This window comes from Pseudomonas sp. S36 (assembly GCF_016647875.1).
In the GTDB taxonomy this organism is placed as follows: Bacteria; Pseudomonadota; Gammaproteobacteria; order Pseudomonadales; family Pseudomonadaceae; genus Aquipseudomonas; species Aquipseudomonas parafulva.
In genome coordinates this window covers 1-25,515 of sequence record NZ_JACVVG010000057.1, presented here as the reverse complement: position 1 = coordinate 25,515, position 25,515 = coordinate 1, and the positions used below count along the sequence as shown (strand labels likewise).

General features: G+C 63.6%; 20 protein-coding genes. 16 read left to right on the top strand and 4 right to left on the bottom strand.

Annotation, left to right across the window (positions count from 1 at the left end; all coding sequences use genetic code 11):
- Window positions 1-461: 461 nt before the first annotated feature.
- Window positions 462-1,424: a DMT family transporter gene (locus IAE36_RS21365; RefSeq protein WP_201214569.1), complete on the top strand. Its 963-nt coding sequence runs from the start codon at window positions 462-464 to the stop codon at window positions 1,422-1,424.
- Window positions 1,425-1,429: 5 nt separating this feature from the next.
- Here the strand turns inward: IAE36_RS21365 and IAE36_RS21360 are convergent, their stop codons facing one another.
- Window positions 1,430-2,824 (bottom strand): class II fumarate hydratase, encoded by a 1,395-nt coding sequence (locus IAE36_RS21360; RefSeq protein ID WP_028634687.1) that lies wholly within the window; start codon window positions 2,822-2,824, stop codon window positions 1,430-1,432.
- 154 nt (window positions 2,825-2,978) lie between these two features.
- On the opposite strand from IAE36_RS21360, the gene IAE36_RS21355 reads away from it, so the two are divergent.
- The 7 genes from IAE36_RS21355 to IAE36_RS21325 all read left to right on the top strand — a co-directional run bounded on the left by IAE36_RS21355 (window position 2,979) and on the right by IAE36_RS21325 (window position 10,707).
- Window positions 2,979-3,503: a DUF2059 domain-containing protein gene (locus IAE36_RS21355; RefSeq protein ID WP_201214565.1), complete on the top strand. Its 525-nt coding sequence runs from the start codon at window positions 2,979-2,981 to the stop codon at window positions 3,501-3,503.
- 10 nt (window positions 3,504-3,513) lie between these two features.
- Window positions 3,514-3,810: a BolA family protein gene (locus tag IAE36_RS21350; protein ID WP_028634689.1), complete on the top strand. Its 297-nt coding sequence runs from the start codon at window positions 3,514-3,516 to the stop codon at window positions 3,808-3,810.
- Between the two features lie 120 nt (window positions 3,811-3,930).
- The gene (trhO, locus tag IAE36_RS21345) at window positions 3,931-4,863 is read left to right on the top strand and encodes an oxygen-dependent tRNA uridine(34) hydroxylase TrhO (RefSeq protein ID WP_028634690.1); all 933 of its coding nucleotides are present in this window, start codon (window positions 3,931-3,933) and stop codon (window positions 4,861-4,863) included.
- Window positions 4,864-4,866: 3 nt separating this feature from the next.
- The gene (locus IAE36_RS21340) at window positions 4,867-5,499 is read left to right on the top strand and encodes a DsbA family protein (protein WP_201214562.1); all 633 of its coding nucleotides are present in this window, start codon (window positions 4,867-4,869) and stop codon (window positions 5,497-5,499) included.
- Between the two features lies 1 nt (window position 5,500).
- Complete coding sequence (locus IAE36_RS21335; protein ID WP_201165619.1) at window positions 5,501-7,324, top strand: ABC transporter ATP-binding protein; 1,824 nt, start codon at window positions 5,501-5,503, stop codon at window positions 7,322-7,324.
- A 110-nt stretch (window positions 7,325-7,434) separates the two neighbouring features.
- On the top strand, window positions 7,435-9,891 hold the full coding sequence (locus IAE36_RS21330) for an EAL domain-containing protein (RefSeq protein ID WP_060482528.1): 2,457 nt from the start codon (window positions 7,435-7,437) through the stop codon (window positions 9,889-9,891).
- A 30-nt stretch (window positions 9,892-9,921) separates the two neighbouring features.
- Window positions 9,922-10,707: a TenA family transcriptional regulator gene (locus tag IAE36_RS21325; RefSeq protein ID WP_028634693.1), complete on the top strand. Its 786-nt coding sequence runs from the start codon at window positions 9,922-9,924 to the stop codon at window positions 10,705-10,707.
- Window positions 10,708-10,751: 44 nt separating this feature from the next.
- On the opposite strand, the gene IAE36_RS21320 is transcribed toward IAE36_RS21325, so the two are convergent.
- From IAE36_RS21320 to ubiG, 3 genes are all read right to left on the bottom strand, one after another.
- A complete protein-coding gene (locus IAE36_RS21320) occupies window positions 10,752-11,492 on the bottom strand; it encodes a YciK family oxidoreductase (RefSeq protein WP_028634694.1) in 741 nt (246 codons plus the stop codon).
- A 174-nt stretch (window positions 11,493-11,666) separates the two neighbouring features.
- The gene (gene mupP / locus IAE36_RS21315; protein ID WP_201214553.1) at window positions 11,667-12,338 is read right to left on the bottom strand and encodes an N-acetylmuramic acid 6-phosphate phosphatase MupP; all 672 of its coding nucleotides are present in this window, start codon (window positions 12,336-12,338) and stop codon (window positions 11,667-11,669) included.
- Between the two features lie 2 nt (window positions 12,339-12,340).
- Complete coding sequence (gene ubiG, locus IAE36_RS21310; protein WP_201214551.1) at window positions 12,341-13,039, bottom strand: bifunctional 2-polyprenyl-6-hydroxyphenol methylase/3-demethylubiquinol 3-O-methyltransferase UbiG; 699 nt, start codon at window positions 13,037-13,039, stop codon at window positions 12,341-12,343.
- Window positions 13,040-13,241: 202 nt separating this feature from the next.
- On the opposite strand from ubiG, the gene mtnA reads away from it, so the two are divergent.
- From mtnA to IAE36_RS21270, 8 genes are all read left to right on the top strand, one after another.
- A complete protein-coding gene (gene mtnA / locus IAE36_RS21305; RefSeq protein ID WP_201165598.1) occupies window positions 13,242-14,318 on the top strand; it encodes an S-methyl-5-thioribose-1-phosphate isomerase in 1,077 nt (358 codons plus the stop codon).
- Between the two features lie 306 nt (window positions 14,319-14,624).
- Window positions 14,625-17,390: a DNA gyrase subunit A gene (gene gyrA / locus IAE36_RS21300; RefSeq protein WP_201214548.1), complete on the top strand. Its 2,766-nt coding sequence runs from the start codon at window positions 14,625-14,627 to the stop codon at window positions 17,388-17,390.
- A 148-nt stretch (window positions 17,391-17,538) separates the two neighbouring features.
- Complete coding sequence (gene serC / locus IAE36_RS21295; RefSeq protein ID WP_201165650.1) at window positions 17,539-18,624, top strand: 3-phosphoserine/phosphohydroxythreonine transaminase; 1,086 nt, start codon at window positions 17,539-17,541, stop codon at window positions 18,622-18,624.
- Entirely contained in the window at window positions 18,624-19,718 is a 1,095-nt protein-coding gene (pheA, locus tag IAE36_RS21290) for a prephenate dehydratase (RefSeq protein WP_201165649.1), read from the top strand. The genes serC and pheA overlap by 1 nt, the downstream gene beginning before the upstream one ends.
- An 85-nt stretch (window positions 19,719-19,803) precedes the next feature.
- Window positions 19,804-22,044, top strand: coding sequence for a bifunctional prephenate dehydrogenase/3-phosphoshikimate 1-carboxyvinyltransferase (locus IAE36_RS21285; protein ID WP_201214546.1), 2,241 nt, complete (start codon window positions 19,804-19,806; stop codon window positions 22,042-22,044).
- Complete coding sequence (gene cmk, locus IAE36_RS21280; RefSeq protein WP_028634702.1) at window positions 22,041-22,727, top strand: (d)CMP kinase; 687 nt, start codon at window positions 22,041-22,043, stop codon at window positions 22,725-22,727. The genes IAE36_RS21285 and cmk overlap by 4 nt, the downstream gene beginning before the upstream one ends.
- A 124-nt stretch (window positions 22,728-22,851) precedes the next feature.
- Window positions 22,852-24,528: a 30S ribosomal protein S1 gene (rpsA, locus tag IAE36_RS21275; protein WP_003252673.1), complete on the top strand. Its 1,677-nt coding sequence runs from the start codon at window positions 22,852-22,854 to the stop codon at window positions 24,526-24,528.
- Window positions 24,529-24,736: 208 nt separating this feature from the next.
- A complete protein-coding gene (locus IAE36_RS21270) occupies window positions 24,737-25,192 on the top strand; it encodes an REP-associated tyrosine transposase (RefSeq protein WP_201214543.1) in 456 nt (151 codons plus the stop codon).
- Window positions 25,193-25,515: the final 323 nt, after the last annotated feature.

Genomic DNA, 25,515 nt, shown 5'->3' with positions numbered 1-25,515 from the left:
CAGCCTAACCGCATTCTGCCGGTGAAGGGTCCCGGGCTGAGATTGGATCAGAGCCACCAGGTGTTCGCCACAACACGGTCTGCGCCTATGAGACCGAGCGCCGCCCGCGCGGCGCATCGCGACCTGGCGGTCGCTCCTACGTTTTTTTCGGGCCAGTAACGCCTGTGGCAGGCGCGCGCGACCGCCTGGTTAGTACGACACGGTACCGCGACATGCGCTAGGGCGTACGCGCGCCAATCGCGCAGGCCTAATTGGCCCGAAACAAACGTAGGAGCGGCTTCAGCCGCGAACACCGGCGCAGCCGGTGCCATACCGACAGTGCGCTGCCTGCCTGGCGGGCACCGCACATCATGCCGCCACAGAATGACCAGATGAATTCTTTTCTCGACGCACGCCACCGTAGTGGCCCGTCAAGCCCTTAGAATCCCCATACCCGCACCACGGACATCATCGAGGACACCATGCATATCACTTCCGGCCGCTGGGGCTATGGCCTGTTCCTGGCGCTGCTGACCGCGTTGCTGTGGGGCATCTTGCCCATCAAGCTCAAGCAGGTGCTGCAAGTGATGGACCCGCTGACCGTGACCTGGTACCGCCTGCTGGTCTCCGGTGGCCTGCTGTGCGCGTGGCTGTCGGCCCGCCGCCGCCTGCCATCGCTCGGCAAACTCAGCCGCAAAGGCCGGGGGCTGGTGGTGGTGGCGGTATTCGGGTTGATGGGCAACTACGTGCTGTACCTCATCGGGCTGAAACTGCTGAGCCCAGGCACGGCGCAACTGGTGGTGCAGCTTGGGCCGGTGCTGCTGCTGGTGGCCAGCGTGTTCGTGTTCCGCGAGCGTTTCAGCCTGGGGCAGGGCATGGGGCTGCTGATTCTGCTGGCGGGTTTCGGGTTGTTCTTCAACCAGCGGCTCGATGAACTGCTGACGTCGCTGGGCACCTACACCACCGGTGTACTTACCATCGTGCTGGCTACCAGCATCTGGGTGTTCTATGCGTTGAGCCAGAAGCAGCTGCTTACAACCTGGAACTCACAGCAGGTGATGATGGTGATCTACCTCAGTTGCGCTGCGTTGCTCACGCCCTGGGTCCACCCGCTGGAGGCCCTGCAGTTGAGCCCGGTGCAGGGCTGGTTGCTGCTGGCCTGTTGCCTTAACACGCTGGTGGCCTACGGTGCGTTTGCCGAAGCACTGGCCCACTGGGAGGCGTCGCGGGTGAGCGCCACCCTGGCCCTCACCCCGCTGGTCACCTTCATTGCCGTAGCGGTTGCGGCGTTGTTATGGCCCGCATACGTGCAGGCCGAAGACATCAACTCCCTCGGTTACATAGGCGCGGTGGTGGTGGTGCTGGGCTCGGCCCTGGTCGCGCTGGGCCCTTCCCTGGTCGCGGGCTGGCGGGCCCGCAGGCTGGCCCCCCACCACCCCCGCTAGGCGTGTCAGCCCCGGCCGCCCGGTGCCAGCATGTTTTCTGGCCTTACCCACTGGTCGAACTGCTCGTTGGTCAGGTACTTGAGCTCCAGCGCCGCTTCCCGCAGGGTCTTGCCCTCGTTGTAGGCCTTCTTGGCGATTTCTGCAGCCTTGTCGTAGCCAATATGCGGGTTGAGCGCCGTGACCAGCATCAAGCCCCGTTCCAGGTGCGCAGCCATCTGCTCGGCATCTGGCTCGATACCGGCCACACAATGCTGCTGGAAGTTGCGACAGCCATCGGCCAGCAACTCTATCGACTGCAGCAGGTTGTGGATGATCACCGGCTTGAACACATTCAACTGCAGGTGGCCCTGGCTGGCGGCAAAACCGATGGTGGCGTCGTTGCCCAGCACCTGGCAAGCCAGCATTGACAGCGCCTCGCACTGGGTCGGGTTGACCTTGCCGGGCATGATCGAACTGCCCGGCTCGTTGGCCGGCAGGCGCACTTCTGCCAGCCCCGCCCGTGGGCCAGAACCCAGCAGGCGCAGGTCGTTGGCGATTTTCATCAGTGCCACTGCCAGGGTTTTCAGGCTACCGGCCAGGCTGGTCAGCGGCTCGTGCCCGGCCAGGGCGGCGAACTTGTTCGGCGCGGTCACGAACGGCAACCCGGACAGCGCAGCCAGTTCGGCGGCAATGGCTTCGGCGAACCCGTGCGGTGCGTTCAACCCCGTGCCCACCGCCGTGCCGCCCTGGGCCAGTTCATAAACCGCTGGCAGGGTGGCACGGATGGCGCGTTGGGCATAATCGAGCTGGGCAACGAACGCCGACACTTCCTGGCCGAAGGTAATGGGGGTGGCGTCCATCATGTGCGTGCGGCCGGTCTTCACCAGCTGGTGGTGGCGCGCTGAAAGCTCCGCCAGCCCCGAAGACAGCTCGGCCACGGCCGGCAGCAGCTTGTCGTGCACCGCCTGGGCCGCTGCAATGTGCATGGCCGTCGGGAAGCAGTCGTTGGAGCTTTGCGAGCGGTTGACGTGATCGTTGGGGTGCACCGGCGCCTTGCCGCCGCGGCCCTGGCCCGCCAGCTCGTTGGCACGCCCGGCAATCACCTCGTTCACGTTCATGTTGCTCTGGGTGCCGCTGCCGGTCTGCCACACCACCAGCGGGAACTGATCATCGTGTTCCCCGCCCAGCACTTCGTCGGCGGCCTGCTCGATTAGGCGCGCGATATCACCGGGCAGGTCGCCATTGCGATCATTCACCCGCGCGGCCGCTTTCTTGACCAGTGCCAGGGCGTGCAGCACTGCCAGCGGCATGCGCTCCTGGCCAATGGCGAAGTTGATCAGCGAGCGTTGGGTCTGGGCGCCCCAGTAGGCGTCCTCAGGAACTTCGACCGGGCCCAGGCTGTCTGTCTCGATACGGCTCATGCTGCATTCACTCCCTTGTCAGTCAGAATCAGCAGTTTAGGCCCTCATGCGACCGGGCGGTTCAATCGTCTGTCGTGCCCCTTGAGCAGCGTGCCGTCACGGGCGCAGAATGCTCTACTCTGAGGTACCGCCTCCCCCTCCTGAAGGAAATGCAATGACCCGTCTTCGTGTCCTCTGTGCTGCCGTTGCCCTGGCCTGTGCCAGCGGCCAGGTACTTGCCGCCACTGCCAGCCACAACGCGGCTGCCGAGAAGTTCCTGACCCTGGCCAATGCCGACAAGCTTGGTACCCCGGTGTACATGCAGGTACAGCAGATGTTCGCCCAGCGCTTCGCCCAGACCAAGGCACCGGCTACCAAGCAATCGGTACTGGAAAGCTACCAGGCCAAGGCCAACGCTGCGCTCAACAGCGCCATCGGCTGGAACAAGCTCAAGCCTAAAATGGTTGACCTGTACACCAGGACCTTCACCGAGCAAGAGCTGAAAGACTTGGTCAAGTTCTACGAATCGCCACTGGGCAAGAAAGTGCTGCGTGAAATGCCCAAGGTCACCCAGGAGTCGGCCCAGCTGACCCAGCAGAGCCTGGAGCCTGCGGTGCCGGTGGTGAACAAGCTGCTTGAAGACATGACCAAGGAGCTGGACCCGAACTTCGGCAAGGCAGCCGCCCCAGCCAAGAAGTGAGCCGTACGCGATGAGCATGCAACAGCGTATCGAACAGCAGTTGGCCGCCCTGGCGCCGCAGCACCTGCAGGTGCTGGATGAAAGCCACATGCACAGCCGTGGCCAACAGACGCACTACAAGGCCGTGATCGTCAGCGAGCAGTTCGCTGGCCTCAACAGCGTCAAGCGCCACCAGAAGGTGTACGCCACCATGGGTGAGCTGATGGGCCAGATTCATGCCCTGGCCATTCATACCTACACCGGCGAAGAGTGGGCCAAGGTCGGCGCTGCGCCGGCTTCGCCCGTGTGCGCCGGCGGCGGGCACTGAAACCCTGAAGGAGTTCTGGTAGAATCCGCTTCATCCCCACAGGGGCCGCTCAGCGGCCCCTTTTACATTGTGTAACCCGGTCCGCCCCTTACGAGGGCAACCACCTGGAGAACCTGCTTCATGTCACAACCGATCGTCGTCGCGGCGCTGTACAAGTTCGTCACCCTGCAGGACTACGTCGAACTGCGCGAACCGCTGCTCAAGACCATGCTCGACAACGACGTCAAAGGCACCTTGCTGCTGGCCAACGAAGGCATCAATGGCACTGTGTCCGGCACCCGCCAGGGCATCGACGGCCTGCTGGCCTGGCTGCGCAACGACCCGCGGCTGGTGGATGTGGACCATAAAGAGTCGTACTGCGACGAACAGCCGTTCTACCGCACCAAGGTCAAGCTCAAGAAAGAGATCGTCACCCTCGGCGTGCCGGGCGTAGACCCCAACCAGGCGGTGGGCACCTATGTGGAGCCCAAGGACTGGAACGCCCTGATCAGCGACCCGGAAGTGCTGCTGATCGACACCCGCAACGACTATGAAGTGGCCATCGGCACTTTCAAGGGCGCCGTCGACCCCAAGACCGAAACCTTCCGCGAGTTCCCCGAGTACATCAAGGCCAACTTCGACCCCGCCAGGCACAAGAAGGTGGCCATGTTCTGCACCGGTGGCATCCGTTGCGAAAAAGCCTCCAGCTACATGCTCGGTGAAGGCTTCGAGGCGGTCTATCATCTGAAAGGCGGCATCCTGAAGTACTTCGAGGAAGTGCCCCAGGAACAGAGCCTGTGGGACGGCGACTGCTTCGTGTTCGACAACCGGGTCACGGTGCGCCACGACCTGAGCGAAGGCGACTACGACCAGTGCCACGCCTGCCGGCACCCGATCAACGCCCAGGAGCGCGAGTCCGAGCATTATTCGCCAGGTATCAGCTGCCCACACTGCTGGGACACCCTGAGCGAGAAGACCCGGCGCAGCGCCATCGACCGGCAGAAGCAGATCGAACTGGCCAAGGCCCGCAACCTGCCGCACCCGATTGGTTACAACTACAAAGCCGAGGCCTGAGGCATGTCTGCACGCCTGATCTACGTGATGGACCCGATGTGCTCCTGGTGCTGGGGCTTCGCACCCGTTGCCGCGGCGCTGATCACCCAGGCGCAGCAGGCCGGCGTGCCCACCCACTTGGTACCTGGGGGGTTGCGTACCGGTGGGAGCGCGCTGGACACCTCGACGCGCAAGTACATCCTGGAGCACTGGCAGGCCGTGGCCGACGCCACCGGGCAGCCGTTCCGTTTCGAAGGCGCCATGCCCGATGGCTTCGTCTACGACACAGAACCTGCCTGCCGCGCCCTGGTCACCGCCCGCGAACTGGAGGCCGAGCGTGTGTGGCCACTGCTGGCATCCATCCAGCAGGCGTTCTACCAGCAGGGTGTAGACGTGACCACTGCCCCACAACTGGTAGAGCTGGCCGAGCAGGCCGGCTTCGACCGCGCGGTGTTCGCCGAGGCCTTCGCCCGTGCCGATACCCGCAGCGCCACGGCCGCCGATTTCACCTGGGCGCAGGACCTGGGCATTGCGGGCTTTCCCACCTTGCTTGCCGAGCGCAATGGCCAGCTGGCCTTGCTGACCAACGGCTATCAGCCACTGGAGCGCCTGCAGCCTCTGCTCAGCCGCTGGCTGCAGCAGGCCGCCAGTGCTTGATATGCCCGGGTCGCCCGACCCGGTGCCGGGTAAACCCCAGGCCGTGGCTGACCGGTTGAGCTGGGCAGAGATTCGCCGCCTGGCCCTGCACCACAAAAAGCAGCTCTGGTCTGCCAACCTGATTGCGGTGCTGGCGGCTTGCTGCAGCGTGCCCATCCCGTTGCTGCTGCCGCTGCTGGTGGATGAAGTGCTGCTGGGCCATGGCGATGCCGCGCTGAAATGGATGAACCAGCTGCTGCCCCAGGGCTGGCAGGTGGCCGCGGGCTATATCGGCCTGATGCTGGTGCTTACCCTGTGCCTGCGCCTGTGTGCGCTGGCATTCAATGTGGTTCAGGCCAAACTGTTCGCCGGGCTGGCCAAGGACATCGTCTACCGGTTGCGCATTCGGCTCATCGAGCGCCTGAAGCGTATTTCGCTGAAGGAGTACGAAAGCCTGGGCAGTGGCACGGTCACCACCCATCTGGTCACCGACCTGGACACCCTCGACAAGTTCGTGGGCGAAACCCTCAGCCGCTTTCTGGTCGCCATGCTCACCCTCACCGGCACAGCGGCCATTCTTATCTGGATGCACTGGCAGCTGGCGTTGCTGATTCTGCTGTTCAACCCGCTGGTCATCTACTTCACCGTGCAGTTGGGCAAGCGCGTGAAGCACCTCAAGAAGCTGGAAAACGACAGCACGGCCCGTTTTACCCAAGCCCTTACCGAAACCCTCGATGCCATCCAGGAAATCCGTGCCGGCAACCGCCAGGGTTACTTCCTTGGGCGCCTGGGCGTGCGCGCCCGCGAAGTGCGTGATTACGCGGTGGAATCCCAGTGGAAGAGTGATGCCAGTGGCCGCGCCAGTGGGTTGTTGTTCCAGTTCGGCATCGATATCTTCCGTGCGGCCGCGATGCTCACCGTGCTGTTTTCGGACCTGTCCATTGGCCAGATGCTGGCGGTGTTCAGCTACCTGTGGTTCATGATTGGCCCGGTGGAGCAGTTGCTCAACCTGCAATACGCCTACTACGCCGCAGGTGGCGCCCTGAACCGCCTCAACGAGCTGCTGGCACGCGCCGACGAGCCCCAGTACCCCGGCGCCAGCAACCCCTTCGCCGGCCACGCCACGGTAGGCATCGAGGTGCGCGACCTGAGCTTCGCCTACGGTGATGAGCCGGTACTGGAGCACCTCGACCTGGCCATTGCCCCCGGTGAAAAGGTGGCGATCGTCGGTGCCAGTGGCGGCGGCAAGAGCACCCTGGTGCAGCTGCTGCTGGGGCTGTACAGCGCCCAGGCCGGCAGCATCCGTTTTGGCGGTGCCACCTTGCAGGAGATTGGCCTGGACACCCTGCGCGAGCATGTCGCGGTGGTGCTCCAGCACCCTTCGCTGTTCAACGACACCGTACGCGCCAACCTGACCATGGGCCGCGACTGCACCGATGACGCCTGCTGGCAGGCACTGGCCATTGCCCAGCTCGACAGCACCATCGCCGCCTTGCCCCAGGGCCTGGACAGCGTGGTGGGGCGGTCCGGGGTGCGGCTGTCCGGTGGGCAGCGCCAGCGGCTGGCCATCGCCCGCATGGTACTGGCCGAGCCCAAGGTGGTGATCCTCGACGAGGCTACCTCGGCGCTGGACGCCGCCACCGAGTACAACCTGCACCAGGCACTGGCACGGTTTTTAACCGGCCGCACCACTCTGATCATCGCCCACCGCCTGTCGGCTGTTAAGCAGGCTGACCGTGTGCTGGTGTTCGATGGCGGGCGTGTGGCAGAGGACGGCGACCACCAGCAACTGATCGCCGAGGGCGGCTTGTACGCCAAGCTGTATGGGCACTTGCAGCAGCGCTAGGTGCAGCACGCCGGTCACTGCTGAAATTTCCATCGCGTTACTGGCAAATGGCCTACGCTGTGCTTTGTCTGGGTCGATTCTCGCCTTATCAGCTCGGTGACAGGGAATCCATGAAGGGACATCGCACTCAAGAGGCGCCCAAGCTGCTCGGCATCACCTGGCCCTTCATCGCCGTGGTGGTGTTCCAGGTTGCCTTGGGCAGCCTCAGCCTGTACACGCTTTCAGCCGTGCGTGCGTACGTCGCGGGGGAGAGCCTATGGTCCAAGGCTCAGAAAGACGCCATCTACTACCTCAACCTGTACGCAGATACGCGCGACGAGGACACCTACCAGCGCTATCGCCAGGCCATCATCGTGCCCCAGGGCGACCACCGCGTGCGCAAGGTGCTGGACAAACCGGACCCTGACCTGCAGGCCGCCCGCGAGGCCGTGCTGCAGGGCGGCAACCACCTGGACGACGTTGAGCGCATCATCTGGTTCTACCGCCATTTCCGCGGCATCAGCTACATGCAGACGGCGGTGAACTACTGGGACATGGGTGACGACTACCTGGCCAAGCTGGACGTGCTGGCGGGCGAGATGCACCAGCGCTTCGCCAATGGGCCGGTGGCTGAGGCCACGGTAGAAGCCTGGAAGGCGCGTATCGCCATCATCAACGAAGGTGTCACCCCCGCCGCCAAGGCGTTCAGCGATGCCTTGGGCGAGGGCTCGCGGGTACTGCTGAGGGTGCTGCTGATTACCAACCTGGTGACCGCGCTCATCCTCATTACCATCGCCTGGCGCCGCTCAAGCAAGCTGCTGGCCCAGCGCCAGGCGTTCGCCAGCGCCTTGCAGGAAGAAAAAGAGCGCGCGCAAATCACCCTGCAAGCCATTGGCGACGCGGTGATCACCACCGATGTGGAGGGCTGCATCGGCTACATGAACCCTGCGGCCGAGCAGCTCACCCACTGGCAAGCTGCCCAGGCCCTGGGCTTGCCGCTGTCGGCGCTGTTCACCCTGGTGGACGAGCACGACATGGACGAAGGCCGCAGCCTGGTGGACCAGGTGCTCAGCGGCAGCCTCAAGGGCGGGGCCGAACATGCGCGGCTGATTCAGCGGCTGGACGGCAGCACCGTGTCGATCAACCTGGTGGGCTCGTCCATCGTCAACGAAGGGCAGGTCAGCGGCATTGTGCTGGTGCTGCACGACATGACCCAGGAGCGCCAGTACATCGCCAACCTGTCCTGGCAGGCCACCCACGATGCCCTCACGGGCCTGGCCAACCGGCGTGAATTCGAATACCGCCTGGAGCAGGCGCTCAATGCCCTGGCGCGCCAGCCGGGCCGGCATTCGCTGATGTTCCTGGACCTGGACCAGTTCAAGCTTGTGAACGATACCTGCGGGCATGCGGCGGGCGACGAATTACTGCGGCACATCTGCGCGGTGCTGCAATCGGGCCTGCGCGAAGGCGACACCCTGGCGCGGCTGGGGGGCGACGAGTTTGGCGTGCTGCTGGAAAACTGCCCGCCCGAGCAGGCCGAGCGCATTGCCGAGCAACTGCGCCAGATGGTGCAGAGCCTGCACTTCGTGTGGAAGGGCAGGCCGTTCGTGACCACGGTAAGCGTAGGGCTGGTGCACATCGCCCAGGCGCCCGGCACCCTGGAAACGTCGCTGCGTGCGGCCGACATGGCCTGCTACATGGCCAAGGAAAAGGGCCGTAACCGTGTGCAGGTGTACCATGCCGACGACAGCGAGCTGTCTATCCGTTTCGGCGAAATGGCCTGGATCCAGCGCTTGCACGTGGCCCTGGAAGAAAACCGCTTCTGCCTGTACGCCCAGGAAATCGCGCCGCTCAAAGCCTTCGACGGCCCTGGCCATATCGAGATTCTGTTACGCCTGCACGACGAAAGCGGGCGCACCATCCTGCCCAACAGCTTTATCCCAGCCGCCGAACGCTACGGGCTGATCACCGCACTGGACCGCTGGGTGGTGCGCAACGTGTTCATGATCATCCGCCAGTGCCTGGACGCCGGCCACAAAGGGCCACTGGCCACCTGTGCCATCAACCTGTCGGGCTCGAGCATCGGTGATGACAAATTCCTGGAGTACCTGCAACGCCTGTTCGTGGATTACGCCATTCCGCCGCGCATGATCTGCTTCGAGATCACCGAGACCAGCGCCATCGCCAACCTGGGCAGCGCGATCCGCTTCATCAATGAACTCAAGGGCCTGGGTTGCCGGTTTTCCCTCGATGACTTCTGCGCCGGCATGTCATCGTTTGCCTACCTCAAGCATTTGCCCGTAGATTTCCTCAAGATCGACGGCAGTTTCGTCAAGGACATGCTCGATGACCCGGTCAACCGGGCCATGGTCGAGGTCATCAACCACATCGGCCACGTGATGGGTAAACGTACCATCGCCGAGTTTGTCGAGACCCCGTTGATCGAGCAGGCCCTGCAGGAAATTGGTGTGGATTACGCCCAGGGCTACCTGATAGAACGCCCGCAGGTGTTCACCTGTGACAGTTTGCACCGCCAGCGGGTGGCCGACCGGCCCCTGTTGCAGCGGGCGCCTGGCACGTTTCGCTAGCTAGAAATCACAAGGATCAAGGAGCAGAAAGTGATTGATGCATTCGTCCGTATCGGGCCATTGATGGACCCGGCCAGCTACCCCACGTGGGCCCAGCAACTGATCGAGGATTGCAGTGAGAGCAAGCGCCGTGTGGTGGAGCACGAGCTGTATGCGCGCCTGCGCGACGGCACCCTCAAGCAGTCCACCATTCGCCAGTACCTGATTGGCGGCTGGCCGGTGGTGGAGCAGTTCTCGCTGTACATGGCGCATAACCTCACCAAGACCCGCTACGGCCGCCATCAGGGCGAGGACATGGCGCGGCGCTGGCTGATGCGCAACATTCGCGTGGAACTGAACCACGCCGATTATTGGGTGAATTGGGCCCAGGCCCATGGCGTGAACCTGCACGACCTGCAGGCCCAGGATGTACCGCCCGAACTCAACGGCCTGAATGACTGGTGCTGGCGAGTGTGCGCTACCGAGAACCTGGCGGTGTCGATGGCGGCCACCAACTATGCCATTGAAGGGGCGACCGGGGAGTGGTCGGCAGTGGTGTGCTCCACCGATACCTACGCCATGGGCTTCCCGGAAGACCAGCGCAAGCGCGCCATGAAGTGGCTGAAGATGCATGCCCAGTATGACGACACCCACCCGTGGGAGGCGCTGGAGATCATCTGCACCCTGGCGGGCGAGAACCCGAGCATGAGCCTGCGTACCGAGCTGCGCCGGGCGATCTGCAAGAGCTACGACTGCATGTTCCTGTTCCTGGAGCGCTGCATGCAGCTCGAGGGGCGCCAGCAAGGCCGGGTAAGCCCGGCGCTGGCTGCTGGCTGACCCAGGTTGCGGTGTGAATCAGGAGGCCGCCCGGCCTCCTGGGCTTACTGGGCGTTGAACGCCTGCCCATTCACGCCTTTGCTGTCTGGCCCCATCAGGTACAGGTACACCGGCATGATTTCTTCGGGCAGGGGGTTGTTCTGCGGGTTTTCGCTTGGATAGGCCTGGGCACGCATGGCGGTGCGCGTGGCGCCCGGGTTGATGCTGTTGGCACGTACCGGTGCCACGCCTTCCAGTTCGTCGGCCAGGGTCTGCATCATGCCTTCGGTGGCGAACTTGGAGATCCCGTAGGCGCCCCAGTAGGCGCGGCCCTTGCGCCCCACGCTGCTGCTGGTGAACACCACCGAAGCGTCCTCGGACAGCTTCAGCAGTGGCAGCAGGGTGCTGGTGAGCATGAAGGTGGCATCCACGTTCACATGCATCACGCGCATGAAGTTGTCACCCGACAACTGCTCCATGGGGGTGCGTGGGCCGATGATCGAGGCATTGTTGAGCAGCCCGTCCAGGCGCCCGAACTGGTCTTCGATCATCACCGCCAGTTCGTCGTACTGGTGGGGCAGGGCGGTTTCCAGGTTGAACGGGATAACCACCGGCTGCGGGTGGCCAGCCGCTTCGATTTCGTCGTACAGCGCGTTCAGGTTGGCTTCGGTCTTGCCCAGCAGCAGCACCGTGGCACCCAGTGCGGCGTAAGCCTTGGCAGCGGCAGCGCCGATACCACGGCCGGCGCCGGTTACCAGGATGACCCGGCCTTTGAGCAGATCCGCACGAGCGGCGTAGTCGAACATGTTTGAGTCCTTTAAATGCTTGAACACACCCTGTAAGCGGGCAGCTGAACCTGTAGGAGCGGGTTTACCCGCGAAGCAGGCGGCGCGGTGCAGGGCACCGGCTGCGCCGGTGTTCGCGGCTGAAGCCGCTGCCACAGGGCCCTGCTGGACAGGTTATGCGCAGGGCCGCACTGTTCAGCAGCCACACAGCGCGCTGTCGATGACCTTGCGCAAGTCCAGCGGGTGGTCAACCACCACGTCGGCGCCCCAGTGGTTCGGATTGTCATCCGGGTGAATATAGCCAAAACGTACCGCTGCGGTGCGGGTACCGGCGTCGCGGCCCGACTCGATGTCACGCAAGTCGTCCCCCACGAACAGCACGCTGGCCGGGTCCAGGTTCAGCGTCTTGCAGGCCAGTATCAGCGGCTCTGGGTCTGGTTTGCTGCGCGTTACGTGGTCTGGGCAGATCAGCAGTGCCGAGCGTTCGGCCAGGCCCAGGCGCTGCATGATGGGCTCGGCGAAACGCACCGGCTTGTTGGTGACCACCCCCCACAGCAGCTTGCCTTTCTCGATGTCCGCCAGCAGTTCGGCCATGCCATCGAACAACCGGGTGTGCACGGCGCAGTCGCGCTGGTAACGCTCCAGAAACTCCAGGCGCAGGGCCTCGAAGCCCTCGGCCTCCGGGTCCATGGCAAAGGTGGCGGCGACCATGGCCCGGGCGCCGCCAGAGATCACCCCGCGGATCAGGGGGTCGTCCACCGGCGGCAGGCCGCGGTCGGCGAGCATGGCCTGGCAGATGGCGATGAAGTCCGGCGCCGTGTCCAGCAAGGTGCCGTCCATGTCGAACAGTACAGCTCGCAGGCGCATGCTCATTCCTCGCGCAGGGTCTGGATCATGTAGTTGACGTCAACGTCGCTGCTGAGTTTGTAGTGCTTGGTCAGCGGGTTGTAGGTGAGGCCGATGATGTCCTTCACTTCAAGGCCGGCAATGCGGCTCCAGGCGCCAAGCTCCGAAGGGCGGATGAACTTCTTGAAGTCGTGGGTGCCGCGCGGCAGCATCTTGAGGATGTACTCGGCGCCGACAATGGCCAGCAGGTACGCCTTGGGGTTGCGGTTGATGGTGGAGAAGAACACCTGGCCGCCAGGCTTGACCATGCGGTAGCAGGCGCGGATGACCGAGGACGGGTCGGGCACGTGCTCAAGCATCTCCAGGCAGGTGACCACATCGAATGCGCCGGGCATTTCTTCGGCCAGGGCTTCGGCGGTGATCTGCCGGTATTGCACCTGCACGCCGGACTCCAGCTGGTGCAGCCGGGCGACGGCCAGGGGCGCTTCGCCCATGTCGATGCCGGTGACCGTGGCGCCGCGCTGGGCCATGGCTTCGCTGAGGATGCCGCCGCCGCAGCCCACATCCAGCACCTTCTTGCCCGCCAGGCTGGCGCGCTCGTCGATCCAGTTGACCCGCAGCGGGTTGATTTCGTGCAGCGGCTTGAACTCGCTCTCACGGTCCCACCAGCGGTGGGCCAGCGCTTCGAACTTGGCAATTTCGGCGCGGTCGACGTTGCTCATTGAACAGTCCTCTGGAACTTGGGTGTCAGCTTCAAGCGGCAAGCCGGCAACTGCGGGCCAGGGCCAGCCTGGGTGTGGCGGGCAGTGGTTGCAGCGCATGGCCTGGAGCTTGCGCTCGAAAAGGCCGAAGTATACCCGAGCGCTTGGCCACCAGGCTCGCTATAATCGCCGGCTTTTGATGGGCGAACCACGGGGAGAGGTGATGCGCGAGCGACTTTTGGCGGCGGAGAAGGTGACCGGGATCCGCTGGCAGGGCGGCGTCCTGCACCTGCTCGACCAGCGCCTGCTGCCCTCGAAAGAACAATGGCTGGCCTGCGACAATGTTGCGCAGGTGGCAGCGGCCATCCGCGACATGGCAGTGCGCGGTGCATCGGCGATCGGCATCGTGGCCGCCTACGGGCTGGTATTGGCCGTGGAAGAGCGGCTGGCCGAGGGCGGCGACTGGGAAATGGACCTGGAAGAAGACTTCCTGGTGCTGGCCGAGGCGCGCCCCACGGCGGCCAACCTGTTCTGGGCGCTGAACCGCATGCGCGAGCGCCTGCAGCGTCTGCGCCCCGCCGAAGATGTGCTGGCCGCCCTGGAAGCTGAAGCGCGCCTGATTCACGAGAGTGACCGCGAGGCCAACCTGACCATGGCCCAGTACGGCACCGAGCTGATCCGCCGCCACCAGGGCAATGCCCAGACCTTGCTCACCTACGGCAATGCCGGCGCCCTCGCCAGCGGTGGCTTCGGCACCGCCCTGGGGGTGATCCGCGCCGGTTACCTGGAGGGCATGGTGGAGCGGGTGTACGCCGGTGAAACCCGGCCGTGGCTGCAGGGCTCGCGGCTGACGGCGTGGGAGCTGGCCAACGAAGGGCTGCCGGTGACCTTGTGTGCCGATTCCGCCCTGGCCCACCTGATGAAGACCAAGGGCATCACCTGGGTGGTGGTGGGCGCAGACTGCATCGCTGCCAACGGCGATGTGGCCAGCAAGATCGGCACCTATCAACTGGCCGTCAATGCCATGCACCACGGCGTGCGCTTCATGGTGGTGGCGCCGAGCACCAGCATCGACCTCAACCTGGCCACCGGCGAAGACATTCCGCTGGAAGAGCGCGAGGCCGGCGAGCTGCTGGACTACGCCGGTACCCGGGTTGCGCCGGATGTCGAGGTGTTCAACCCGGTGTTCGACGTGACCCCGGCAGACCTGATCGACGTGATCGTGACCGAACGGGGCATTATCGAGCGCCCGGACACCGCCAAGCTGGCGCAACTGATGTGTCGCAAGCGGTTGCACTGATTCGGCCCGAAACACCTGTAGGAGCGAGCGCAGCTCGCGATGCGCCGCTCAAGCGGCGCCCGATCCCTCCGGCGCCGCACATTCACCGGCAAGCCCCCGGTGCACATCTCCCCACTACCCCCGCCATTGTGGTAACATCCGGCAGTTTCCAAGCCCGCCCATACCGGCGGTCTTCACTGCGCAGATCCATGGCACAACTCGTTGATTTGTCGTAAGTCGTCGCATGCTGATGCGCTGCGGCGGCGAGCTTCGTTCGGCCCTTGATGGAGCTGCGAAGTTTCACCAGAAAAAGGAATCAGGCTTCTCATGGGCGAACTGGCCAAAGAAATCCTCCCGGTCAATATCGAAGACGAACTGAGACAGTCTTACCTCGACTACGCGATGAGCGTGATTGTCGGGCGAGCGCTGCCCGATGCGCGTGACGGCTTGAAGCCCGTGCATCGTCGCGTTCTCTTTGCGATGAGCGAACTGGGCAACGACTGGAACAAGCCGTACAAGAAATCCGCCCGCGTGGTCGGTGACGTGATCGGTAAGTACCACCCGCACGGCGACACTGCGGTCTACGACACCATCGTGCGTATGGCCCAGCCGTTCTCGCTGCGCTACCTGCTGGTCGACGGTCAGGGCAACTTCGGTTCCGTGGACGGCGACAACGCCGCTGCCATGCGATACACCGAAGTGCGTATGGCCAAGCTGGCCCACGAGCTGCTGGCTGACCTGCACAAAGAAACCGTCGATTGGGTGCCCAACTACGACGGCACCGAACAGATCCCGGCGGTGATGCCCACCCGTATCCCAAACCTGCTGGTCAACGGTTCCAGCGGTATCGCCGTGGGCATGGCCACCAACATCCCGCCGCATAACCTGGGCGAGGTCATCGACGGCTGCCTGGCACTCATCGACAACCCCGAAGTCACCATCGATGAGCTGATGCAGCACATTCCGGGCCCGGACTTCCCCACGGCCGGCCTGATCAACGGCCGCCAGGGCATCATCGAGGCCTACCGTACCGGCCGTGGCCGCATCTACATGCGCGCCCGCTCCGAAATCGAAGACATCGACAAGGTAGGCGGCCGCCAGCAGATCGTCGTGACCGAGCTGCCTTACCAGCTCAACAAGGCCCGCCTGATCGAGAAAATCGCCGAGCTGGTCAAAGAGAAGAAGATCGAAGGCATCACCGAGCTGCGCGACGAGTCCGACAAGGACGGCATGCGCATCGTCATCGAGCTGCGTCGCGGCGAGGTGCCGGAGGTGGTGCTCAACAACCTGTATTCGCAAACCCAGCTGCAGAGCGTGTTCGGCATCAACGTGGTGGCGCTGGTCGACGGCCGCCCGCGCTTGCTCAACCTCAAGGACCTGCTCGAAGCCTTCGTGCGCCACCGCCGTGAGGTGGTCACCCGCCGCACCGTGTTCGAGCTGCGCAAGGCCCGCGAGCGCGGCCATATCCTTGAAGGCCAGGCGGTTGCGCTGTCCAACATCGACCCGGTCATTGCCCTGATCAAGGCCTCGCCAACGCCGTCCGAAGCCAAGGAAGCGCTGATTTCCACGCCATGGGAATCCAGTGCCGTGCAGGTGATGGTCGAGCGCGCCGGTGCCGATTCCTGCCGCCCCGAAGACCTGCCAGAGCAATTTGGCCTGCGCGACGGCAAGTACTACCTTTCGCCAGAACAGGCCCAGGCCATCCTGGACCTGCGCCTGCACCGCCTGACCGGCCTCGAGCACGAGAAGCTGCTGGCCGAGTACCAGGAAATCCTGGAGCAGATCGGCGAGCTGATCCGTATCCTCAGCAGCGCTGAGCGCCTGATGGAAGTGATCCGCGAAGAACTCGAAGCGATCCGCGCCGAATATGGCGATGCCCGCCGTACCGAGATCCTGAACGCCAGCCATGACCTCAACTACGGCGACATGATCCCGGAAGAAGAGCGCGTAGTGACCATCTCCCACGGTGGCTATGCCAAGACCCAGCCGTTGTCCGCCTACCAGGCCCAGCGCCGCGGCGGCAAGGGCAAGTCGGCCACCGGCGTGAAGGACGAGGACTACATCGAGCACCTGTTGGTGGCCAACAGCCACGCCACCCTGCTGTTGTTCTCCAGCAAGGGCAAGGTGTACTGGAAGAAAACCTACGAAATCCCCGAAGCCTCGCGTGCTGCCCGTGGCCGCCCGCTGGTCAACCTGCTGCCGCTGGAAGAAGGTGAGCGCATCACCGCCATGCTGCAGATCGACCTGGAGGCCCTGCAGCAGAGCGCCGGTGCCGACGAAGAGCTGGAGGACGCGGATGACACCGTGCTCGAAGGTGAAGTGGTCGAGGTGGAGGAAGCCGACGAAGAAGACGGCGATACCCCTGAGTGGGCAGCCGAACCTACTGGCGCCTACATCTTCATGGCCACCGCGTCGGGCACCGTGAAGAAGACCCCGCTGGTGCAGTTCGCCCGTCCGCGTAGCAACGGCCTGATTGCCCTGAAGCTGAAAGAAGGCGACACCCTGATTGCGGCGGCCATCACCGACGGCGCCAAGGAAGTGATGATGTTCTCCGATGCGGGCAAGGTGATCCGCTTCGCCGAGAGCGTGGTGCGCGAAATGGGCCGTACCGCCCGTGGCGTGCGCGGCATGAAGCTGGGCAAGGGCCAGGAGATCATCTCCATGCTCATTCCAGAGTCCGGTGCGCAGATCCTCACGGCCTCCGAGCGTGGCTTCGGCAAGCGTACCCCGCTGTCCAAGTTCCCGCGTCGCGGCCGTGGTGGCCAGGGCGTCATTGCCATGGGCACCAAGGGGCGCAACGGCTTGCTGATCGGCGCCATTCAGGTGCAGGAAGGCGAGGAGATCATGCTGATTTCCGACCAGGGCACGCTGGTGCGTACCCGGGTGGGCGAAGTGTCCAGCCTTAGCCGCAACACCCAGGGCGTCACCCTGATCAAGCTGGCCAGCGACGAGACGCTGGTAGGCCTGGAGCGTATCCAGGAGCCGTCCGCTGAAGAGCTTGATGATGTGATCGAGTTGGACGAGGAGGGTGCCGAGGCCCAGGCGCCCGACAATGACGACGCTGCGGACGCCGAAGAGGCACCGCAGGACTAAGCAGGCGTTACACCCGAACGGGGCGACCAAGGTCGCCCCGTTTGACTGTGTAGGAGCGAGCGTAGCTCGCGATGTGGGCGCCTCGGTTCCTGCAAGTTAAGTAGTGACCGATCAAGATTTTGTTCTATTTGGCAGAGCGAGAGTGGATGTGAGCAAACGAGCCTTTAACTTCTGCGCGGGCCCTGCCGCGCTTCCGGATGCCGTGCTGCAGCGCGCCCAGGCAGAAATGCTGGACTGGCGTGGCAAGGGCCTGTCGGTGATGGAAATGAGCCACCGCAGCGACGACTATGTGGCCATCGCCGAGAAGGCCGAACAGGACCTGCGTGACCTGCTGTCCATCCCCTCGAATTACAAGGTGCTGTTCCTGCAGGGCGGCGCCAGCCAGCAGTTTGCCGAGATCCCGCTCAACCTGCTGCCGGAGAACGGCACCGCCGACTACATCGAAACCGGCATCTGGTCGAAAAAGGCCATCGAAGAAGCGCGCCGCTTCGGTCATGTCAACGTGGCCGCCAGTGCCAAGCCCTACGACTACCTGGCCATCCCCGGCCAGAACGAGTGGAACCTCACCCCGAACGCGGCCTACGTGCACTATGCGTCCAACGAGACCATCGGCGGGCTGGAGTTCGACTGGGTGCCGCAGACCGGTGATGTGCCGCTGGTGGTGGACATGTCTTCCGACATCCTCTCGCGCCCCATCGATGTGTCGCAGTTCGGCCTGATTTACGCCGGCGCCCAGAAGAACATCGGCCCCAGCGGCCTGGTGGTGGTCATCGTGCGTGAAGACCTGCTGGGCCATGCCCGCAGCAGCTGCCCGACCATGCTCGACTACAAGGTGTCGGCCGACAACGGCTCCATGTACAACACCCCGGCCACCTATTCCTGGTACCTCTCGGGCCTGGTGTTCGAGTGGCTGAAAGAGCAGGGCGGTGTCGATGCCATGGAGCAGCGCAACCGGGCCAAGAAAGACCGCCTGTACGGCTTTATCGATGCCAGCGAGTTCTACACCAACCCCATCAGCCACAACGCCCGTTCGTGGATGAACGTGCCGTTCCGCCTGGCTGACGAGCGCCTGGACAAAGCCTTCCTGGCCGGTGCCGACGCCCGCGGCCTGCTCAACCTCAAGGGCCACCGCTCGGTGGGCGGCATGCGCGCCTCCATCTACAACGCCCTGGGCCTGGACGCCGTCGAAGCCCTGGTGGCCTACATGGCTGAATTCGAGAAGGAGCACGGCTGATGTCCGAGCATGAACTCACCGCCCTGCGGGTGCGCATCGACAGCCTCGACGAGAAAATCCTCGAGCTGATCAGCGAGCGCGCCCGTTGCGCCCAGGAAGTGGCCAAGGTCAAGACGGCCTCGCTGCCCGAAGGCGAAAAGCCGGTGTTCTACCGCCCTGAGCGCGAAGCTGCCGTGCTCAAGCGGGTGATGGAGCGCAACCAGGGCCCACTGGGCAACGAAGAGATGGCGCGGTTGTTCCGCGAAATCATGTCCTCGTGCCTCGCCTTGGAAGAGCCGCTGAAAATCGCCTACCTGGGCCCGGAAGGCACCTTCACCCAGGCCGCTGCCATGAAGCATTTCGGCCATGCTGTGATCAGCCGGCCCATGGCAGCCATCGACGAAGTGTTCCGTGAGGTGGCCGCTGGCGCCGTCAACTTCGGCGTGGTGCCCGTGGAAAACTCCACCGAAGGGGCTGTCAGCCATACCCTGGACAGCTTCCTCGAGCACGACATGGTGATCTGCGGTGAGGTGGAGCTGCGTATCCACCACCACCTGCTGGTGGGCGAGAGCACCAAGACCAGCAGCATCACCCGCATCTACTCCCACGCCCAGTCCCTGGCCCAGTGCCGCAAGTGGCTGGACGCGCACTACCCGAATGTGGAACGTGTGGCGGTGTCGAGCAACGCCGAGGCGGCCAAGCGCGTCAAGGGCGAATGGAATTCTGCGGCAATTGCCGGCGACATGGCGGCCAACCTGTATGGCCTGACCCGCCTGGCCGAGAAAATCGAGGACCGCCCCGACAACTCCACGCGCTTCCTGATGATCGGCAGCCAGGAAGTGCCGCCGACCGGCGACGACAAGACCTCGATCATCGTTTCGATGAGCAACAAGCCAGGTGCCCTGCACGAGCTGCTGGTGCCTTTCCATCAGAACGGCATCGACCTGACCCGCATCGAAACCCGCCCGTCGCGCAGCGGCAAGTGGACGTATGTGTTCTTCATCGACTTCGTCGGCCACCACCGCGACCCGCTGATCAAGGCCGTGCTCGAGCAGATCAGCCAGGAAGCCGTGGCACTGAAGGTGCTGGGTTCGTATCCAAAGGCAGTGCTTTGATTCCGAACCGCCGCCCGTAGCCGCTCGCGATTGGGGTGCATGGCACCCCCGGCAACCAACACAACGCCATACAAGGTTCACACCCGTGGTAAATGCAGCAACAACCCAACCCGCGCCGATCATCAACCGCCTGGTGGTGGTCGGCCTGGGCCTGATCGGCGGCTCCTTCGCCAAGGGCTTGCGTGAAAGCGGCCTGTGCCGCGAAGTGGTCGGTGTCGACCTGGATGCCCCGTCGCGCAAGCAGGCGGTGGCCCTGGGCGTGGTCGACCGCTGCGAAGACGACCTGGCAGCGGCCTGCGTGGGCGCCGATGTCATCCAGCTTGCCGTGCCCATCCTGGCCATGGAAAAGCTGCTGGGGCTTCTGGCCGGGCTGGACCTCGGCCAGGCCGTGATCACCGACGTGGGCAGCGCCAAGGGCAATGTGGTGCGGGCTGCCCGGGCAGCCCTGGGCGAGCGTGTGTCGCGCTTCGTGCCTGGCCACCCGATTGCCGGGTCCGAGCAAAGCGGTGTGGAGGCCTCCAACGCCGCCTTGTTCCGCCGGCACAAGGTCATCCTTACGCCGCTCGCCGAAACCGACCGCGCCGCCCTGGCCATCGTCGACCGCCTGTGGCGCGCCCTGGACGCTGACGTTGAGCACATGCCCGTCGAGCGCCATGACGAGGTGCTGGCTGCCACCAGCCACCTGCCGCACCTGCTGGCCTTCGGTTTGGTCGATTCGTTGGCCAAGCGCGATGAAAACCTTGAAATCTTCCGGTACGCTGCGGGTGGCTTTCGCGATTTCACAAGAATCGCCGGCAGCGACCCGACCATGTGGCATGACATCTTCCTTGCCAACCGCGACGCTGTGCTGCGCACGCTTGATACATATCGCAGCGATCTCGACGCCTTGCGCGACGCGATCGCTGATGGGGACGGGCACCAGTTGCTGGGTGTGTTCACCCGCGCTCGGGTTGCCCGCGAGCATTTCAGTAAAATCCTGGCCCGCCGGGCCTATGTGGACGCTATGAACGCCAACGATCTGATTTTCCTGGCCCAACCCGGTGGCCGCCTGACCGGGCGAATCCGCGTACCGGGCGACAAGTCGATTTCCCACCGCTCGATCATGCTCGGCTCGCTGGCCGAAGGCACCACCGAGGTCGAGGGCTTCCTCGAGGGTGAGGACGCCCTGGCGACCCTGCAGGCATTCCGTGACATGGGGGTGGTCATCGAAGGCCCCAACCACGGTCGCGTGACCATTCACGGTGTGGGCCTGCATGGCCTCAAGCCGCCACCCGGGCCGCTGTACGTCGGCAACTCGGGCACCTCCATGCGCCTGCTGTCTGGCCTGCTGGCCGGGCAGGCGTTCGACGTCACCATGACGGGCGATGCGTCGCTGTCCAAGCGCCCGATGAACCGTGTGGCCAACCCGCTGCGCGAAATGGGCGCGGTGGTTGAAACCGGGCCGGAAGGCCGCCCACCGCTGACCATCCGCGGCGGCCACTCGCTCAAGGGCCTGACCTACACGCTGCCGATGGCCAGTGCGCAGGTCAAATCCTGCCTGCTGCTGGCGGGCCTGTACGCCGAAGGCAAGACCACCGTCACCGAGCCTGCGCCTACCCGTGACCACACCGAGCGCATGCTGCGCGGCTTTGGCTACAGCGTGGACACCAACGGCCCGGTGGCGTCGCTGCAGGCTGGCGGCAAGCTCACCGCTACCCGTATCGAAGTGCCGGCCGACATCTCGTCGGCGGCGTTCTTCCTGGTGGCGGCCTCGATTGCCGAAGGTTCCGAGCTGGTGCTGGAGCATGTGGGCATCAACCCCACCCGTACCGGTGTCATCGACATCCTGCGCCTGATGGGCGGCGACATCACCCTGGAAAACCAGCGTGAAGTGGGTGGCGAGCCGGTGGCCGACCTGCGCGTGCGCGGCGCACGCCTGAAGGGTATCGACATCCCTGAAGCGCTGGTGCCCCTGGCCATCGACGAGTTCCCGGTGCTGTTCGTGGCCGCGGCCTGCGCCGAGGGGCGTACCGTGTTGCGGGGCGCCGAAGAGCTGCGGGTCAAAGAGTCCGACCGTATCCAGGTAATGGCCGACGGCCTGATCACCCTGGGTATCCAGTGCGAACCCACCCCTGACGGCATCATCATCGAGGGCGGCCAGCTGGGCGGCGGCGAAGTGCACGGCCACGGCGACCACCGCATTGCCATGGCCTTCAGCGTGGCATCGCTGCGCGCCAGCGCGCCGATCCGCATCCACGACTGCGCCAACGTTGCCACGTCGTTCCCCAACTTCCTGGCGCTGTGCGCCGAGGTGGGCATCCGCGTGGCGGAAGAGGGCAAGCCGTGAACGCGCCTACGCCAGTCATCACCATCGACGGGCCGAGCGGCTCGGGCAAGGGCACCGTTGCCGGGCTGCTGGCCCGGGAGCTGGGCTGGCGGCTGCTGGACTCCGGCGCGCTGTACCGTCTGCTGGCGTTCAACGCCAGCAACCATGGCGTGGACCTCACCAACGAAGAGCTGCTGACCCGCCTGGCCGCTCATCTGGATGTGCAGTTCATTGCCGCCCAGCCCGGTAAGCTTCAGCAGATTATTCTTGAGGGTGAGGATGTCAGCAACGTCATCCGTACCGAAACCGTCGGCGCGGGTGCCTCCCGGGTGGCCTCGCTGCCGGCCGTGCGTGACGCACTGCTGGTGCGCCAGCGCGCCTTCCGCGAGGCGCCTGGCCTGATTGCCGATGGCCGTGACATGGGCACCGTGGTGTTTCCCGACGCGCCATTGAAAGTGTTCCTCACCGCCAGTGCCGAGGAACGAGCCCGCCGCCGTTACCTGCAGTTGAAGGGCAAGGGTGAAGATGTTAGTCTGTCGAGTCTGCTAGATGACATTCGTGCGCGCGATGAGCGCGATACCCAGCGTGCAGTGGCCCCGCTGAAACCAGCGGCAGACGCCATTCAGCTGGATTCCACCGAATTGTCCATCGATCAGGTGTTGCAACGTATCAGGAGCGAGCTCGCACTGCGCGATCTCCTCTGATAACCAGGAAGGCAGGCAGGTGCACCAGTCATCGTCCTGCGGGCTTTCCTTTACTTAAAACGAACCCACATTGTCTGGAATGTGGTGATGGGCGTCTGTTTCGCCCGAATCTACAGGAATTAAAATGAGCGAAAGCTTTGCAGAACTCTTTGAAGAAAGCCTGAAAACCCTCAATCTTCAGCCGGGTGCCATCATCACCGGTATCGTTGTCGACATCGACGGCGACTGGGTTACCGTACACGCTGGCCTGAAGTCCGAGGGCGTCATCCCGCTCGAGCAGTTCTACAACGAAGCTGGCGAGCTGACCATCAAGGTCGGTGACGAAGTGCACGTTGCGCTGGACGCGGTCGAAGACGGCTTTGGCGAAACCAAGCTGTCCCGTGAAAAAGCCAAGCGCGCCGAGTGCTGGATTGTTCTGGAAGCAGCTTTCGCCGCCGAAGAAGTGGTCAAGGGCGTTATCAACGGTAAGGTTAAAGGCGGCTTCACTGTCGACGTTAACGGCATCCGTGCGTTCCTGCCGGGCTCCCTGGTTGATGTCCGCCCAGTGCGCGACACCACCCACCTGGAAGGCAAAGAGCTGGAATTCAAGGTCATCAAGCTGGACCAGAAGCGCAACAACGTTGTTGTTTCGCGTCGCAGCGTGCTGGAAGCCGAGAACTCCGCCGAGCGCGAAGCCCTGCTGGAAACCCTGCAGGAAGGCCAGCAAGTCAAAGGTATCGTCAAGAACCTCACCGACTACGGCGCATTCGTGGACCTGGGCGGTATCGACGGCCTGCTGCACATCACCGACATGGCTTGGAAGCGCATCAAGCACCCATCGGAAATCGTTAACGTTGGCGACGAAGTCGACGTACGCGTTCTGAAGTTCGACCGTGAGCGCAACCGCGTTTCGCTGGGTCTGAAGCAGATGGGCGAAGATCCGTGGGTTGCTATCACTGCCCGTTACCCAGAAGGTACTCGCGTACAAGCGCGCGTTACCAACCTGACCGACTACGGCTGCTTCGCTGAGCTGGAAGAAGGCGTTGAAGGTCTGGTACACGTTTCCGAAATGGACTGGACCAACAAGAACATCCACCCGTCGAAAGTCGTTCAGGTTGGCGACGAAGTGGAAGTCATGGTTCTGGACATCGACGAAGAGCGTCGTCGTATCTCCCTGGGCATCAAGCAGTGCAAGTCCAACCCATGGGAAGACTTCTCTGGCCAGTTCAACAAGGGTGACAAGATCACCGGTACCATCAAGTCGATCACCGACTTCGGTATCTTCATTGGCCTGGACGGCGGCATCGACGGCCTGGTTCACCTGTCCGACATCTCCTGGAACGAAACCGGCGAAGAAGCCGTACGTCGTTTCAAGAAGGGCGACGAGCTGGAAACCGTCATCCTGTCGGTCGACCCAGAGCGCGAGCGCATCTCCCTGGGCATCAAGCAGCTGGAAGACGATCCGTTCTCCAACTTCGTTGCTGTCAATGACAAGGGCGCTATCGTCAAGGGCATCGTGAAAGAAGTTGACGCCAAAGGCGCCATCGTCACCCTGGCCGACGACATCGAAGCCACTCTGAAAGCTTCCGAAATCAGCCGTGACCGCGTTGAAGACGCGCGTAACGTTCTGAAGGAAGGCGAAGAGATCGAAGCCAAGATCATCAGCGTTGACCGCAAATCGCGCGTTATCAGCCTGTCGATCAAATCGAAAGACGACGCTGAAGAGCGTGAAGCCATCCAGAGCCTGAAAAACGCTCCGGAAGCGGCTGCCGACACCACCATGGCTGCGCTGCTGCGCGAAGCAATGGCCAAACAGAACTGAGTTCTGTTTGATCGGTAAAAAGGGCGACCCTCGGGTCGCCTTTTTTTTCGTCTGGAATTTGTAGTGGGGGCGTAAGTTTTGTGGTGGTGCCTAGGTTCAGCGCCGCCTGCGCCGGGTATCCAGTTACATGCTGCAACCCTGATTACCGCTTTCATCCTTACACCGGAGCTAGGCTGTACCAGCACGCACATTTTCAAGGATGAACACAATGACCAAACCCCATGGCTGCCGGCTACGCCATGCCCGCTGCTCGGTGCCAGGCAGGCTTTACATGCTGACCACGGTTACCCACCGCCGTCGGCCACTATTTGTCGATTTCGAATACGCCCGCCTAGCCATCCACAACATGCGCCATGCACAACATAAAAAGCACTGCCACTCATTAGCCTGGGTTGTGATGCCGGATCATGTGCACTGGTTGCTCGAATTGAAGGACGCGACGCTAAGCATGCTGATGCAACGCTTCAAGTGCCAGACCAGCAATGCATTGCGCAAGGCCGGGGTAAAGGCCTCGCCGATCTGGCAGGCAGGGTATTACGACCGAGCGCTGCGTCGCGATGAGGACGTTGTGAAATTAGCGAGATATATCGTGGCCAATCCGATTCGGGCGGGGTTGGTTGCCAGGGCGGGTGATTATCCGCACTGGGATGCGGTTTGGCTTTGAGCGGGTGGCGGGCGTGCCGCGCATCGCGAGCTGCGCTCGCTCCTACAGTTTATTTGGGCCAGTTATTCCTGCGCCATTTGTGCACGCGCCTGTCACACGCGTAACTGGCCAAAAAACGTAGGAGCGAGCGCAGCTCGCGATGCGTCGCAGGGCGGCGCTCGATCTCAGAGGCTCAACCACCATGAAGGCGGACACCTATAAGCCCCCACACCCGTATGCCGAGGCAGGCCGCGTGACTGCCACCAGGCGTATGACGGGATTTGTTTAGTGGTGCGCAGATCGAGCGCCGCCCGCGCGGCGCATCGCGAGCTGCGCTCGCTCCT